This window comes from Acinetobacter sp. ESBL14, from assembly GCF_036668815.1.
Lineage (GTDB): Bacteria > Pseudomonadota > Gammaproteobacteria > Pseudomonadales > Moraxellaceae > Acinetobacter > Acinetobacter gyllenbergii.
Genome location: NZ_JAZEVS010000001.1, coordinates 1,652,864 through 1,668,328, shown reverse-complemented (window position 1 = coordinate 1,668,328; position 15,465 = coordinate 1,652,864). Strand labels below are relative to the sequence as shown.

At 40.0% G+C, this 15,465-nt stretch carries 13 protein-coding genes; 6 read left to right on the top strand and 7 right to left on the bottom strand.

The annotated features are described in order from the left end of the window. Positions 1-528 precede the first annotated feature (528 nt). Positions 529-756, top strand: coding sequence for a hypothetical protein (locus tag V6E90_RS08175; protein ID WP_065343808.1), 228 nt, complete (start codon positions 529-531; stop codon positions 754-756). Here V6E90_RS08175 and V6E90_RS08170 read toward each other — a convergent pair. Further along, positions 738-971: a hypothetical protein gene (locus V6E90_RS08170; protein ID WP_332605052.1), complete on the bottom strand. Its 234-nt coding sequence runs from the start codon at positions 969-971 to the stop codon at positions 738-740. The two genes, V6E90_RS08175 and V6E90_RS08170, sit on opposite strands and share 19 nt — an antisense overlap. A gap of 469 nt (positions 972-1,440) precedes the next feature. Here V6E90_RS08170 and hppD point away from each other — a divergent pair, with 469 nt between their 5' ends. Next, the gene (gene hppD / locus V6E90_RS08165; RefSeq protein WP_005189102.1) at positions 1,441-2,496 is read left to right on the top strand and encodes a 4-hydroxyphenylpyruvate dioxygenase; all 1,056 of its coding nucleotides are present in this window, start codon (positions 1,441-1,443) and stop codon (positions 2,494-2,496) included. A 66-nt stretch (positions 2,497-2,562) separates the two neighbouring features. On the opposite strand, the gene V6E90_RS08160 is transcribed toward hppD, so the two are convergent. From V6E90_RS08160 to fahA, 4 genes are all read right to left on the bottom strand, one after another. Then, a complete protein-coding gene (locus V6E90_RS08160) occupies positions 2,563-3,342 on the bottom strand; it encodes an IclR family transcriptional regulator (protein WP_332605050.1) in 780 nt (259 codons plus the stop codon). 283 nt (positions 3,343-3,625) lie between these two features. Then, entirely contained in the window at positions 3,626-4,174 is a 549-nt protein-coding gene (locus V6E90_RS08155) for a VOC family protein (RefSeq protein WP_004653219.1), read from the bottom strand. Positions 4,175-4,193: 19 nt separating this feature from the next. Beyond that, positions 4,194-4,826, bottom strand: a complete 633-nt coding sequence (gene maiA / locus V6E90_RS08150; RefSeq protein ID WP_332605049.1) for a maleylacetoacetate isomerase — start codon at positions 4,824-4,826, stop codon at positions 4,194-4,196. Then, complete coding sequence (gene fahA, locus V6E90_RS08145) at positions 4,813-6,117, bottom strand: fumarylacetoacetase (RefSeq protein ID WP_332605048.1); 1,305 nt, start codon at positions 6,115-6,117, stop codon at positions 4,813-4,815. The genes maiA and fahA overlap by 14 nt, the downstream gene beginning before the upstream one ends. A gap of 356 nt (positions 6,118-6,473) precedes the next feature. Here fahA and V6E90_RS08140 point away from each other — a divergent pair, with 356 nt between their 5' ends. Both V6E90_RS08140 and V6E90_RS08135 read left to right on the top strand, forming a co-directional pair. Beyond that, on the top strand, positions 6,474-7,862 hold the full coding sequence (locus tag V6E90_RS08140; protein ID WP_262758182.1) for an amino acid permease: 1,389 nt from the start codon (positions 6,474-6,476) through the stop codon (positions 7,860-7,862). Between the two features lie 299 nt (positions 7,863-8,161). Next, positions 8,162-9,082: a LysR substrate-binding domain-containing protein gene (locus V6E90_RS08135; protein WP_332605047.1), complete on the top strand. Its 921-nt coding sequence runs from the start codon at positions 8,162-8,164 to the stop codon at positions 9,080-9,082. Positions 9,083-9,166: 84 nt separating this feature from the next. Here V6E90_RS08135 and V6E90_RS08130 read toward each other — a convergent pair whose 3' ends face one another. Together V6E90_RS08130 and V6E90_RS08125 are read right to left on the bottom strand one after the other, a co-directional pair. Further along, the gene (locus V6E90_RS08130) at positions 9,167-10,465 is read right to left on the bottom strand and encodes a M24 family metallopeptidase (RefSeq protein ID WP_332605046.1); all 1,299 of its coding nucleotides are present in this window, start codon (positions 10,463-10,465) and stop codon (positions 9,167-9,169) included. A gap of 166 nt (positions 10,466-10,631) precedes the next feature. Then, positions 10,632-12,296 (bottom strand): BCCT family transporter, encoded by a 1,665-nt coding sequence (locus V6E90_RS08125; RefSeq protein WP_016660227.1) that lies wholly within the window; start codon positions 12,294-12,296, stop codon positions 10,632-10,634. A 525-nt stretch (positions 12,297-12,821) separates the two neighbouring features. Between V6E90_RS08125 and V6E90_RS08120 the strand changes: the two genes are divergently transcribed. Continuing rightward, positions 12,822-14,012 (top strand): aromatic ring-hydroxylating oxygenase subunit alpha, encoded by a 1,191-nt coding sequence (locus V6E90_RS08120; protein WP_278491835.1) that lies wholly within the window; start codon positions 12,822-12,824, stop codon positions 14,010-14,012. A 1-nt stretch (position 14,013) separates the two neighbouring features. Continuing rightward, on the top strand, positions 14,014-15,444 hold the full coding sequence (locus V6E90_RS08115) for an aldehyde dehydrogenase family protein (protein WP_332605045.1): 1,431 nt from the start codon (positions 14,014-14,016) through the stop codon (positions 15,442-15,444). Positions 15,445-15,465 lie beyond the last annotated feature (21 nt).

Below are 15,465 nucleotides of genomic sequence, written 5' to 3'. Positions count from 1 at the left end.
GAAATAGAAAAAGAATTATGGAGTAAATTTGATCTGAGATTAAAGTTTTTGTGAATAAAATAATTTTGATAGATTAAAAAGTTGAAAGGTATCTAAGTGTAGATACCTTTTTCGTTGGAGGTACATAGAGCTATGTAACCTGAACTCGGGATAAAAAAAGTAAGCGCGGTGGTGCTCAAAAATCTGTGTTAAAAGGTAGGGTTTAGAACTCTATGTCATTTCACTAAACTTGCGTTCTCGAATGTAGATTAAATGCTCTGACAGAAAAAATTAGTACAGGCACCGTTACAGTTGCCAAAAAAGGTGGTGGCGTTGTTATTGAAGCAGCAAAAAAGTTAAGTTCTTAAAGCTGAAGAAATTGCCAAGAAAAAGCAGATAATAGAGAATAATATTCATCGAGATGATGATCTTTTGAATTTATCTAGCGCAGCTAAAAAAGTTTGGGGTGGAAATTTATCGAAAGTTACAAAGCCAGCAGATAGACATTTATTTAGTAAATTACCGTATAAATGATGTATTTTATACTTTATGTGGCAGCAGTTTGGACATGGTGAAGACAAGAACAAAGCGGCTCAACTGGTCAGCCATGCGATTTTAGGTGCAGCGGTTCTTGTGATAGGTGCTAATAATACTTTTAGTGCTGGTATTGCAGCAGGTGGTTCTGAGGTCGCAGCGCCGTTACTTGCCGAGTATTTGTATGGTAAGAAAGCTAAAGATTTGACTACAAGCCAGAAAAATTACTCTAGCTCAAGCTGATAGTCATCTTTGGTGACTTTAATTTTAATCTTTTTATACTTTCTTTTATTGGGGTTTAAAGCGGAGTCAGTGACCTCAGCAGCAAAACTCGAATTTCCCATCAAGTCATAATAGGCTTTATAACCAATCAAGATCTTTTGTGGCCTACCACTATGCTTATGACTATAGCTTTCAATGAGTTGAGTTAACTGTTCTAAAATCGAAGTTTGCGTCATGTCTATCTCATTTGCCTGCGTAGCTCATAGACTTAAGCTAATCGAACTTTGTTAAGGAAATAAGACAGGCAGTCTACTCACAATACATTTATTCGTATCAGCTTGAGACCATGGTCTGATTTAGCCAGATAACCAATTCCTCTTTAATAGCGACCTTTCATTGGCAGACTCAAATAGTAATAAAATTACACATAACATAATTTAATTATGTATTGCATAAATTCAGGCTTTCTTGTAGCATGAATTTATAGCTGAGAGCCAAGATCAAGAATCATGATTTCTTCATTTGGCTGACTTATGGACGGAAAGGGCTTTAACACGGATGCTTTTACATACCTATAAAAACACCGGTCGCCTTTTCTGATAACGCATGTATAGGTTGATGCTTTTAGATAGCGATTAAGCAATTGAAGAATAAGACCTATACAGAGCATTAAACGGATGAATTTATCTAAATAAGGGAAACTAGATGGACATTTTAGATAACCCATTAGAATTATGTGGTTTTGCTTTTATTGAATTTGTTTCGACGGAAAACGGATTAGATCAAATCTTTGAGACCATCGGTTTTTCTAAAGTCGCAAAGCATAAGTCTAAAAAAGTTTATTTATGGCGTCAGGGTAATATCAACATTATTTTGAACTACCAGCCTGAATCTTATGCTTCATTCTTCTTTAAAGAACATGGTCCTTCAGCCTGTGCAATGGGTTTTAGAACCCGCGATGCAGCCAAAGCATTTAGCAAAGCCGTGGAGCTTGGCGCAGAGCCAATGTACTCTCAAGCTGGGCCGATGGAACTCAATATCCCAGCGATCAAAGGGATTGGTGGCATGCCAATTTTCCTTGTGGATCGTGATATCTATGAAAATGACTTCGTTTTCTTTGATGATGCGGACAGAAATCCTAAAGGCGCAGGCCTGAACGAAATCGACCATTTAACCCATAACGTCTATAAAGGACGTATGGAGTATTGGGCGAACTTCTACGAAAAAATCTTTAACTTCCAAGAAATCCGCTACTTTGACATCAAAGGCGAATATACAGGTTTAACCTCTAAAGCCTTGACTGCACCAGATGGCATGATTCGTATTCCACTGAATGAAGATTCAGACAAGGGCAACGGTCAAATCGCAGAGTTCTTGGCAGATTTCAATGGTGAAGGTATTCAGCATATCGCGTTTATTACCGATGACTTGCTTTCAACTTGGGATAAATTAAAAGGAATCGGCATGCAGTTTATGACAGCGCCGCCTGAAACCTATTATGAAATGTTGAAAGAACGTTTACCGAATCATGGCGAGCCAACAGAAGAACTGCAAAAACGCGGTATCTTACTGGATGGCAATACCAAAGATGGTCAGAAAAAACTGTTGTTGCAGATTTTCTCGCAAAACATGCTTGGGCCAGTGTTCTTTGAATTTATTCAACGTAAAGATGATGATGGTTTTGGCGAAGGGAACTTCAAGGCACTGTTTGAATCCATCGAACGTGACCAGATCCGCCGTGGTGTATTAGAAGCAAAGTAATTGCATTCAAATGAAATAAAAAAGCCAAGAAGTTCGCTTCTTGGCTTTTTTTATATGGATGAAACATTAACGGGTTTGAATATATTGATTGATTGCTGCAACTTCACGTTTAAACAGTTCTAAGTTCTCGCTGCCGTCATGAACCGAGAAAAACATTTCACTGTCCAGTGCCACAATACAAAATTCCATTGAATGATGCGCATTAAAGATTGGTAGACCCACCGCATTGATTCCCACCAACAAGTCGCCCTGAGCAATCGACATACCGTGTTGCAATACATGTTCTTTTAATACTAAGAATTCATCCCAATCAGTCGGTTTAATCGGATAATGGTTATTAGCCGCTTTTTCCCATTCCGCTTGCATCAACGGCTTAATCACGGCTTCAGGCATATAAGAGGCAAATACACGACCCGCTGCGGAATTGACCAAAGGCATGATTGAACCAACCTTGGTCACGATTGAAATCGGATGGTTGGATTCAATTGATTGCACCACTAAAGGCCCTTTAGGCGACCATTTGCTGATTTGAATACCACAGCCTATCTTGTTTTGTAATTCATAAATCAGGTGCTGAACCAGCTGTAACACATCGGTATGTTGAATACAGTTCAAGCCTAAACGCCATGCTTGATCGCCTAAAGCATACTGACCATCGGTGAGTTGCTTGGCGTAATTCATGCGAATCAGACTGACCAGATAACGGTGTACCTTGGCAGGGTGCATATCCAGTTTACTGGATAGGTCTTTTAATATAATGGGCTTGTTATGTTCTAAAAGGGCATTCAGTACGGCTAAACCGACCTCAAGTGATTGAACCCCACCAGATAACTTTTCTTCAATCATTCAATAACCCTTAAGCTGCGCGCATTCACGCAGTATTTGTTGCTTTCAATCATGGACAATTTACATCCAGCACATAATGCCTGAGCATCGGGCAAAATAGAAATCATCTTTTTAAATGTATCAAATCGGCGAATTGCATAAGCATACAATTGTTTTTAGAGAGATTGCACGCAATTTTGCTGAGCCTACTATGCCTTAAAAACACACAAAATGCTTTAAATTTAGACCATAAAAAAAGGCATTAGCATTTTACAACGCTAATGCCAATTTCTTTAAACTGAGTTTATGCGCCAAGTTCATCTTCATGTAAGAAATGAGTATGGTGCGGCGCACGTTTGGTACGACTCCATTCATCTAGCATTTCTAATTTCATTTCTTCGGTAATGCGTGCAATCTTGGCATCGGCATGGACATCATTGTAGGTCAGTTCTAGACGATGACCATTTGGATCGAAGAAGTAAATCGAATGGAAGATACCATGGTTGGTTACCCCTAATACCTTCACATCATTCGCTTCCAGATGCGCTTTTGCTGCCATCAGTGCATCTAAATCTTCCACTTCAAAAGCAATATGTTGTACCCATTGCGGTGTGTTTTCATCACGGCCCATATCTGGTTGAGTCGGCAGTTCAAAAAATGCCAATACATTGCCTTGGCCCGCATCTAAGAATAAATGCATATACGGGTCAAAGGCTTTGGTGGATGGCACATGGTCTTCTGCAAAGGCCAGAATGAAATCCATATGCAGCATTTTTTTGTACCATTCGACGGTTTCTTTGGCATCTTTACAGCGATAAGCCACATGGTGAATTTTTTTAATTGCAAAGCTCATGATAAAACTCCTTTTATCTCTATTCCCAATCTGGTTGTTGTTCTGGGGTCGCATTCAAGAATGCGGGAAGGGTTAAGCAATGTTGATAGATCGACTCAATCTTGGGGAAAGCACTTAAATCAATTTTAAAGCGCTTGGCGTTATAGACTTGAGGAATCAAACAGCAGTCGGCAAAAGTCGGCTGTGAGCCAAAACAGAATTGCCCATTGGAATGTTGTAATTGCATTTCTAAGCTGTGAAAGCCTTCTAAAATCCAATGGCGGTACCACAGTGTTTTTTGCTCGTTACTGATCGCAAGATCATTTTGCAGGTACTTCAACACTCTCAAGTTATTGATTGGATGAATGTCACAGGCAATGCTTTGTGCAAAAGCACGGACTTTGGCACGTTGCACTAGATCTTTAGGTAACAGCGCTTTGGTTGGATAACGTTCTTCCAGATATTCCAAAATGCTAAGCGATTGGGTAAAGGTCTGATCTTGGTCAAGCAGTGTTGGCACCAACTGACTTGGATTCAGTGCACGATAGCTTGCAAGCTGTTGCTCATTTTTAACGAGATGCACGGCTTCAGTTTCATAAGGCAGCGCTTTCAGGTTGAGTGCGATACGCACTCGATAAGCCGCAGAGCTACGAAAGTAACTATACAGTTTCATAGCGTTCGTCCTTTTGTTCATTAAGACGAAAGTGACGTGCTGGTAAAATGGTATTGGCAACTTCACCAAAACCCACGCGGATCCCATCTTTTTCACAGTAGCCTTTCATCACAACACGGTCACCATCTTCCAAGAAGCCACGCTTTTCGCCGTTGGAAAGGTTGAGTGGTTTGGTGGTATTCCAAGTCAGTTCCAGTAAGCTGCCATAAGAATCTTCGGTTGGACCAGAAATCGTGCCTGAACCCATTAAATCGCCCACTTGAACATTACAGCCTGCAATGGTGTGATGGGTCAGTTGCTGTGACATTGACCAATACATATATTTAAAGTTGGTTTGGCAAATCACATCCGCTTGTTCTGATTGAGGTGTCTGCACTTCAACACTGAGGTGAATGTCATAACTGTTTGCGGTGTTTTCTTGTAGATAGCCCAGTGGTTGTGGCTGTTGTTCTGGACCTTTGACTTTAAATGGTTCAAGCGCTTCCATCGTTACCACCCATGGTGAAATGGCACTGGCAAAGGTTTTGGCGTTGAAAGGGCCTAAAGGGACATATTCCCACTGTTGAATATCACGTGCTGACCAATCATTTAACAACACCATGCCAAAGATATGTTCCCATGCGTTTTCAATGGTAATCGGTTCACCCAATTCAGTTGCTTTCCCCACTACAAAAGCGGTCTCGAGTTCAAAGTCGAGTTTACGTGTCGCCGAGAACACAGGGCGTTCTTCATTGGGTAATTTGATTTGACCTGAAGGACGAACAATGTCTTTACCACTGACAATTACAGAACTGGCACGACCGTTATAACCGACAGGCAATTCGCTCCAGTTCGGCAAGAGTGCATTTTTAGGATCTCTAAACATGGTGCCGACATTGGTGGCATGTTCTTTAGATGAATAGAAGTCGGTATAGCCAGGAACATGAATCGGTAAATGTAAAACTACATTTTCTTGTTTAAACAACACTTGCTGACGTAAATCTGCATCATCACGTAAGGTCGGATTTTCCGCAGACAATAAGCTTTGCAAAGTGCTGCGAACTGTATGCCAATTCTGTTTGCCTGTTTCGATGAATTTATTCAGTGTTGGCTGATTAAAGCAGTTTGCTGTCGTGAGCTGTAATAAGCCTTTTTGCTCTAATGCAGCAAGGTCAAGCACCCATTCACCAATTGCAACGCCGACGCGTTTTTCAGCTTGTGCGGTCTCGCTAAAAATACCGTATGGCAAATTATGTATTGTGAAATCTGATTGGGCATCAATCTCAAGAAAAGAAGTTAAATGATGGGCCATGATTCGCTTTCCTTGTCTTTAATTCTGTTGGTCTAATCTCTTTGTTTAGGGAGTATTTTGATTAAGTGGTTGAAAGATAAATTGATATTTAAGTTTTTATCTGCCAATTCTAGTTTACTTAGAGCAAAAATCCCTACGTCTTCATTTCTATCATACTGAAAATAATTAATTACGCAATACATAATTTAATTACATTATTCATAATATTTGTTATTTATTGAATTTTCTGTTTATATGCGCGGTTATTCGAAAAGTGAATTAATTATTTTTCGAGTTAGATATAGGCATTTGTGATTAACTTATGATATACGTAATTTTAGACAGAAAAATTACGCGACACGGATGAGAATAATCATATGTCAAAACAGGAGCAAGGAAACCTGAACCCAGGTTTAAGCAATCGGCATATCCAGCTTATTGCGCTAGGTGGTGCGATTGGCACAGGTTTGTTTCTAGGTATCTCACAATCGATTAAGCTGGCTGGCCCATCGGTCATTCTGGGTTATGCGATTGCAGGGCTTATTGCATTTTTAATGATGCGACAGCTAGGTGAAATGGTGGTACAAGAGCCAGTCAGTGGTTCATTTAGCCATTTTGCTTACAAATACTGGGGCTCATTTGCAGGTTTCATGTCAGGTTGGAACTATTGGGTACTCAATGTTCTGGTCTGTATGGCTGAGCTCACAGCGATTGGGTTATATATTCAATATTGGTGGCCTGAAATCCCGACATGGGTTTCCGCATTGGCCTTTTTTATCTTAATTAACGGTATCAACCTTTTGCATGTCAAGTTTTTTGGTGAAATGGAGTTTTGGTTCTCTATCATCAAAATTTTAGCAATCTTGGCCATGATTGGTTTTGGTTCGTATTTACTTGCAACAGGAACGGCAGGGCCACAAGCTGGAATCAGCAACCTTTGGGCATTGGGTGGATTCTTTCCATTTGGTGTAGAGGGTCTAGTGATGGCAATGGCTGTGATTATCTTTGCTTTTGGTGGCATCGAGTTATTTGGTATTACTGCGGCAGAAGCACGTGATCCTGATAAAACTTTGCCGAAAGCAGTGAATCAAATTATCTATCGTATTTTGATTTTCTATATCGCAACGCTTTTCATCTTATTCGCTTTGTTTCCTTGGAACCAAATGGCGCAAGGTGGTAGCCCATTCGTGATGGTCTTTGCATCATTAGATAGCCAAGGCGTTGCGACCATGTTGAACTTTGTGATCTTGACTGCGGCGGTATCTGTTTATAACGGAACCAGCTATTGCAGTAGTCGTATGTTATTGGGCTTGGCTCAACAAGGTAATGCACCTAAGTTCCTTAAGAAAATCAACAAACGTGGTATTCCGACCAATGCTGTTTATGTTTCGGCATTCGTCACTGTACTTTGTGTCTTGTTGAACTATGCATTTCCTGAGAAGGCATTCGGTTTGCTAATGATGTTAGTGGTTGCTGCGATTGTGATTAACTGGGTGGTGATTTCATGGACGCATTTAAAATTCCGTAAAGCCATGCAAGCACAAGGGCAAACAACCAAGTTCCCAAGTATTGCTTATCCATTCAGTAACTATCTATGCATTATTTTTATGCTGAGTATTCTTGTGGTGATGTCAATGACTGCAGATATGCGTATCGCGGTCATGATGATTCCTGCATGGATTCTCTGTTTGATGCTGGCCTATTATTTGAAGCAGCGAAAATTGAGAAATGCTCAACCAAGTGTGGCGCTGAATACGGATGCTTAAGTTGTAAATTGATCGTTAAAAAGGGCTGAATTTTCAGCCCTTTTTGTTTTTATGATAGGAAAATTATTTTGAATGAGAAAAACTCATACATCTATTCGTTTTTCTCACTTTTTATTGATTGTTATTTATGAGATTTTATCGAAATTAAAAGAATGAAATAATTTATTACATCGATAATAAGTTAATTGAGCGACATCACAAGGAAGTCAGTCTGTTTGAACATTTAGCCACCTTTACTTGAACAAGCTGGCCAAACATAGGTGTTCGACATGGATAGATAGGATAAACAAGGAGCGTCCATGAGAATTAAACCACTACCACCCATGAACAGTTTGATTGTATTTGAGGCGGCAGCACGCCATCTGAGTTTTACTCAGGCAGCAAATGAATTGAATGTAACTCAAGGTGCAATCAGTCGTCAGATTAGGCAACTCGAAGAATATCTAGGGAAGGAGTTATTTGTCCGTGCCAATCGAAATATTGTTTTAACACCGACTGGCTTACAATATTATCAAACGATATACAGTGCTTTACAGGATGTGTCTCAAGCAACCGCCGAAATTAAAAAATGGCAGGGTGAGCATCAGGTGACTGTTGTTACAACCAATGCTATGGCAGCCTTATGGTTATTGCCTAAAGTGGCGAGTTTTCAACAAAACGAAGGTATTGATTTAAGAATATTAACCACCGAAAAGATTCTTGACCTGCATAAAATGGATTGTGACTTAGCTTTATTTTATTGCAAAGTACCCCCAATTGAGATGAAAGTTACACCCTTATTCCCTGAAGAAGTATTTCCAGTGTGTAGCCCTGCTTATCTTGCTCAATTTCAAGACAAAAGCCCTGAAAATATCTTTGGAAAGAGTTTGTTGTCTTTGGATGAATCGCAAAAGGATTGGGTAAATTGGGCTGAATGGTTTGCTTTGGTGGGATATCCGATGTTTAAGCCTAAAAGCAGAGTCAATATTAATAATTATCCACTGCTCATTCAGGCTGCCATTAATGGGCAGGGCGTAGCTTTGGCATGGGGATCTTTAGTCGATGACTATTTAGAAAGTGGGGCATTGGTTCGTCCTGTTGAAACAGTATTACGTACCCAAGCTAATTTCTGTATGTTAGAACCTACCGATCGAGGGGTTATTCCTTCGACAGTCAAACAGTTCCGTCATTGGCTTTTAGAGCAGTTGCCGGGACAAGTTGGGCAAAAAGGTTTGAATTAATTTGTATTCGATGGAAAGAGAAAAATTAAAAGAGCTGCGGACTAGTAAATATGATGATCTAACTTTACAGCTCTTTTATACAATTTAATTAATCAGTAGACGTGACTCAAAAGGATATAAGGTCAGGATTTCGGGGCCATTTTCCGTAATGAGAACTTGATTCTCAAGTTTAACGCCTGACCCACCTTGCTTATGTCCCACGTAACTTTCAACACACAGAACCATATTCGCCTCTAGAACACCATCATAACCATAACTTTCCCAAGCTTCTTTAAAGTAAATACCAGGTGCTTCATCACATAAGCCTACACCATGGTAAAGAAAGGAATAATGGTTATAGTGATTTGGATCATACTGTAAAGCATTGTGCGTAAGTTCTTTAAAGCTTATACCTGTGCGTAATAATTCGGTATTAAACTGAATTTGATCATATGCCATTTGATAAATATTTTTTTGTTCGGCAGTAGGCGCTTTATCTCCACATAACCATGTCCGAGAAGTATCCACACAAATGCCATAAGCACCGATCAGATCGGTATCAAAACCGACCAGATCACCATTTTGGATAATACGCCCACTACACTCCTGATACCACGGATTGCAGCGTGGGCCTGAGGAGAGCAACCGCGTTTCAATCCATTCGCCACCACGAGCAATATTTTCAGCATGTAAATATGACCATAAGCGCTGTTCTGAAATCCCTGGTTCTAAATGCTCATGCATAATTTTTATTGATGTATCTGTAGCATGGACTGCACAACGCATTGCACTGATTTCGTCTTCGCCTTTAATCGCGCGTGCAAGTTCCATAATGACTTCACCATTTTCAATACTGAGCCCGAGTTGCTCTAATGCTTTAATACCTTCGTCATTGCACTTATCTATGGCAATTTTTTTATTCCCTTTGCTGAATTGTAAAACCACCTCATATATTTCATTCGCCCATTTTTTTACTTGCTCATCAATTCGAGTTCCAGCACAAAAATAGAACCATGAGATAGAGGGGCGAATGTGTGATACAACCTTGGAATGATCGGCTAAAAAATCGCAGTGATCAAACTCCCAGAGAATGACTTCACCTTCAGCAGATATATAGGTATAGCGTCCTGCATTATGTAACAACCAGACTTGCATGTTGGTTGTACCTGTTGCATAACGGATATTAATCGGATCGTATAATAATATGCCTGCTAGCCCTTGTCGTTTTAATAATTTACAGATGCGATCTACCCGATACTGATGCATGTGATCAAGATTAGGTATTGTAAGACCAGCCTGATTCCATTCTGATATTGCTAAGTCACCTGGCCCAATTTGATGCATATTTAAATGTTCTGGATGGCGATTAGCCATGCGGTTTTGGTGAGGCTTTTTATTTTTCATTCAATTTCCTTGAATAATATGCTTAGTGATCACCGATGAATGAATCATCTCGATCTGCTATTAAGTTGTTTCTTGGATAAGTTCTTAAAGCGCTATTTTAATTTTTTAAGGAGAATCATTTTTAGAATGCTTCTCCTTGCGATGTCCTCGTATCAAACTAAAGAATTTAATCTTTTGGTTCACATGGAGGATGCTTTGCTACAACCGCAATATTGGCAATGTCTTCCTGTTTAAATGCCTTCATTAAGGCAAACATTGAAATGGTGAGGAAAACGATAATTGGAAAGCCAAATAGAATAACAGCGGCTTGAATTGTTTTTAGGCCACCTGCATAGAGTAAACCTAAACTAATTGCGGTAACGAATAGACACCAAATGATTCGAATACGGATCGGTGTATCCTTTTCGGAGCGCGTATCTAGAAAACACAGCACATGAGTACCCGCATCTTGAGAAGTCACGAGATAGGTAATCAGTAACAGACAAGTCGCCATACTGAGGATTGATCCGAATAATCCACTATCTATGGCATTAAATAATTCAAATACAGCCAGTGTATTATCTTGCTGAGTTGCTTTTACAATGGGTCCACCCTTAAATTCAACAGCAGCAGGTGAGATTGTTGATGCTTGAGATACCATCGTGTCTGTAGATGGTGCGATTTGATTTTCAATCAATGCGGTTTGTTGTTCAAAACTTTTACGAACATCTTGTTCAATTTTGAGGGCTGAACCACCAAATACTGCAAACCAAAAGAAAGTCACTAAGGTTGGAACAATCAGCACACCTGAAATGAGTTGGCGAATGGTACGTCCTTTAGAAATTTTGGCAATAAACATCCCTACAAATGGGGCCCATGTTGGCCACCATAACCAGTAGAAAGCGGTCCACCAGTTTTGCCATTCTGAATCTTTTTGGGCATCACTCCATAAACTCATCCCAATAAAGTGCGATGTATAGTTGCCAATGCCTTCGATATATGAATTGGTGATATAGCGTGCAGGGCCGATAAACATCAGAATCAAAATGAGTAGGATGGATAAGATAATATTAACTTCTGAAAGACGGCGCATACCTGTGCCAATACCACGCACAACTGAGAAGGTTGCGATACTCGACAATGAAATCATGAGAATAAATTGAACAGTAACGCTGACTTCTATATCAAAAACTTTATGCAAGCCTGCATTAATCTGTAATACACCGATGGCGAGTGTTTGTGAAATGCCGAAGGTTGTAATAATAATCACAAGTATGTCAACGATATGCCCGATTGGGCCATAAATACGATCGCCAATAATAGGATGCAAAATTGAACGTAATGAAAAGGGTAAGCCTTTGCGAAATGAAAAGTAGGCAATGGCTAAAGCGGCTAAACAATAAATGGACCAGGCGTGTAAACCCCAATGAAAATAGGAAATTTGCATTGCCATACTGGCTGCTTCATCGGTTAAGCCTTTGGTAAAAGGGTTGCTTGCATAGTGGTTCATCGGTTCGGCGACACCCCAAAACACCAAACCAACTCCCATAGCGCAAGAAAATAGCATGGAGATCCATGCAAAATAGCTATATTCAGGTTGATCTGTATCTTTCCCGATTTTAAGTAAGCCGTATCTGCTACACATCACATACAGCAGGAAAAAGCACATTGCCGACACAGAAGACAAAATAAACCACTTCATATTGTGTAATAAAACACTGGAGAGATCGGCGAATATTTTTCCCGCGGAATCTGCGAAAACAGCACAAAATATAACGAATGCAACTACAAATACTTTTGAAATTATTGAAACGACTGAATGAGAATCAGTAGCCCCTGTTGTTATACGCATAACTCCTCCTTGGATGCGTTGCAAATAGCTAAAAACTATTAGCTATCAGATGCGAATAATACAGAGTAGTAATGAGGAGGAAGAACACTCAACTGATTTATTCTCATTCATCAGTGAGTTTTAATCATGGAAGATGATTAGAGCTCTTGCATAAGTCATTTTTGAGCTGTATTGAATCCGCAATGAAAGTTACTTTTCTTTTTTAAATGGATGAGCGTCGTTACGCGCAAGCGGGAGAGAATTTATATGAAGAATCCCCCTCATTCTAATAAGGGAATTTCAACAACAATTTTTTATTAATGATGGATCATTCTTCGATTTTTCAAAGAACTCTATTTTTTAATATTTAATTTGATCATAAAAAATAAATCTGAAGAGCATGATTAAAACTCATAGATACCTAGCTAAAAAGTCGTTTGTGAGACAACTCGATATTTAACACAATCTCCAAAGAAATAGCAGAGTGTGCAAATCATCTCAGCGCAGGGAGTTCTGCATTCATTCAAATATAAGGGAGATCATCAGATGAATAGTCGAGTTAGCCAACAATTAATTACGGTTCAGCAAGTTGATAATGTTTTAAATCCAATTACTGAATCTAATGGTATGCCAAATTTAGCTTATACCAGCAATGAATATTTTAACTTCGAACGCGACAATATTTTAAGTAAAACATGGGTGTGTGTGGGTTTTGCTTCGGATTTACCTAAAAATAGTTATGTAAAGCCGGTGAATTTTATGGGTATGCCATTGGTTATGATGCGTAACCGTGATGGCTTAGTTCAAGTATTTCATAATGTATGCAGCCATCGTGGCATGCAACTGGTACATGATCAAGGTGCGATTGAAGGCGTTATTCGCTGTCCATATCATTCATGGAGCTATGACCTGAATGGTAATTTAAAAGGTACTCCACATGTCGGTGGAATTGGCCAGCACAAAGATGAACGTTTTAAGTGTGAAAAACATGGTTTAAAGGCACTTCGTTCAGCAATTTGGATGGATATGGTCTTCGTTAATATTTCTGGCGATGCCGCAACATTTGAATCGCATATTGCACCGTTGGTGGAGCGTTGGAAACCTTTCCTAGGTGAAAACGGTTTAGAGCTCATCCGCAGTAGTAATGTGGGTTCACATTTTGAACTTCCAGTAAAAAGCAATTGGAAGTTGACTGTTGAAAATTATTGCGAAGCCTATCATTTGCCTTGGGTACATCCAGCGCTAAATACTTACTCCAAACTTGAAGATCATTACAACATTATGTTTGAAGATCGCTTTGCAGGTCAGGGTAGTTATAAATATAACCTATCAGCGACAGCAGGCACCCATTTACCAAAATTCCCAACTTGGCCTGAAGAACAATTACGCCATGCAGAATATGTTGCTGTATTTCCAAACGTATTGTTAGGTATTCAAGCTGATCATGCATTTGCCATGATGATTGATCCAATTGCGCCAGAACAGACCATAGAAAGGCTTCGTCTATATTACGTCAGCGATGAGTCTCTAAATGCCAAATATGATGCATGCCGTGAAGCAACATTGGAATCATGGAAGGTAGTTTTTGCTGAAGATGTTTTTGCTGTCGAAAACATGCAGAAAGGTCGTCATTCACCAGGTTTTGGTGGAGGGGTTTTTTCTCCTGAAATGGATTTACCAACACACTTTTTTCAAAAGTGGTTAGCAACTCAGGCCAAAGCTGCGTTGGAGGCATAACATGCAACATTACCTGAACTATGTGAATGGTCAGTGGCGAGATGCTGCACGCCAATTTGAGGTGATCAACCCTGCAACAGCTCATGTTTTTGCAACCGTAGCACGTGCAAGTATCGAAGATGCAGACGCAGCAATGGCTGCGGCTAGAGGTTGTGTAAACAGTGGTGCACTAATTGATGTACGTCCTGCACAACGTACAACTTGGATGTTAAAAGCAGCAGAAGCAATTCGTGAAATTGCAGAAGAGGGCGCATTAATCCTATGTCGTGAAAACGGTAAAAATGTTGATACGGCACGTGAAGAATTCGATGAAGCAGCTCGTTATTTTGAATACTACGCAGGTATGGCAGATAAAATTGAAGGAATCTCAGTCCCTTTAGGTAAAGATTATATTGATTTCACTTCGTATATTCCAATGGGTGTATCGGTTCAGATCGTACCTTGGAACTTTCCTGTTTCGATCTGTGCACGTTCACTTGCACCAGCTTTAGCAGCTGGTAATGCCGTGGTGATCAAGTCACCCGAAGTTTCGCCTTTAGGAATGGTTTTACTCATCAAAGCCATTGAGCAAGCTGGTTTTCCACAAGGTGCAGTGAACTTACTGTGCGGTAAAGGCTCCGAAGTGGGTACTCATCTGGTTAAACACCAAGAGACCAATCAGATTGTATTCACGGGTTCCGTTGCAACAGGCCAACACATTTTGAAAGATGCGGCTGAACGTGCAACACCTGCTGTAATGGAGTTGGGTGGTAAGTCAGCGGCTATCGCTTTTGCAGATGTTGATTTAGAACAGTTACTACGTAGTGTTAAAGTCGGAATTTTTTATAACTCAGGGCAAGTCTGCTCAGCAATGTCACGGTTATTAGTACACCGTAGTCGCTATGAAGAAGTTAAAGCAGCGGTCGTTAATCTTGCAGAAAGCCTAACAATAGGAATTGGTGAAAGTAATGCCGAACTTACACCAGTTGTTTCTAAAGATCAGCAGCAACAGATTCTTGCCATGATTGATAAAGCGCGTGAAGAAGGTGCAAAAATCTTAACAGGTGGTAGAGCAGCAGATCTAGACGGCTATTTTGTCTTACCTACGATTATTGAAGCAAAAGATGACATGTCGATTGCTCAGGAAGAAGTGTTTGGTCCAGTCATGGTGATCATGCCTTTTGATGATGAAGACCAAGCAGTTGCAATTGCTAATGGCACGGACTTCGGTCTTGTTGCTGGTGTGTTTGGTGAAAATCTAAATCAAACACTTCGAGTTGCAAATCGTCTTATTGCTGGTCAGGTCTTTATTAACGAATGGTTTGCAGGTGGTATTGAAACACCGTTTGGTGGCGTGGGCTTATCAGGTTTTGGTCGTGAAAAAGGGCAGGAAGCCATCTACAGTTATGTTCAGACTCGTAACATCGCTATTCGTTTGAGACATAGCGTGTAATGTGTAAGAAATAAGGAAATA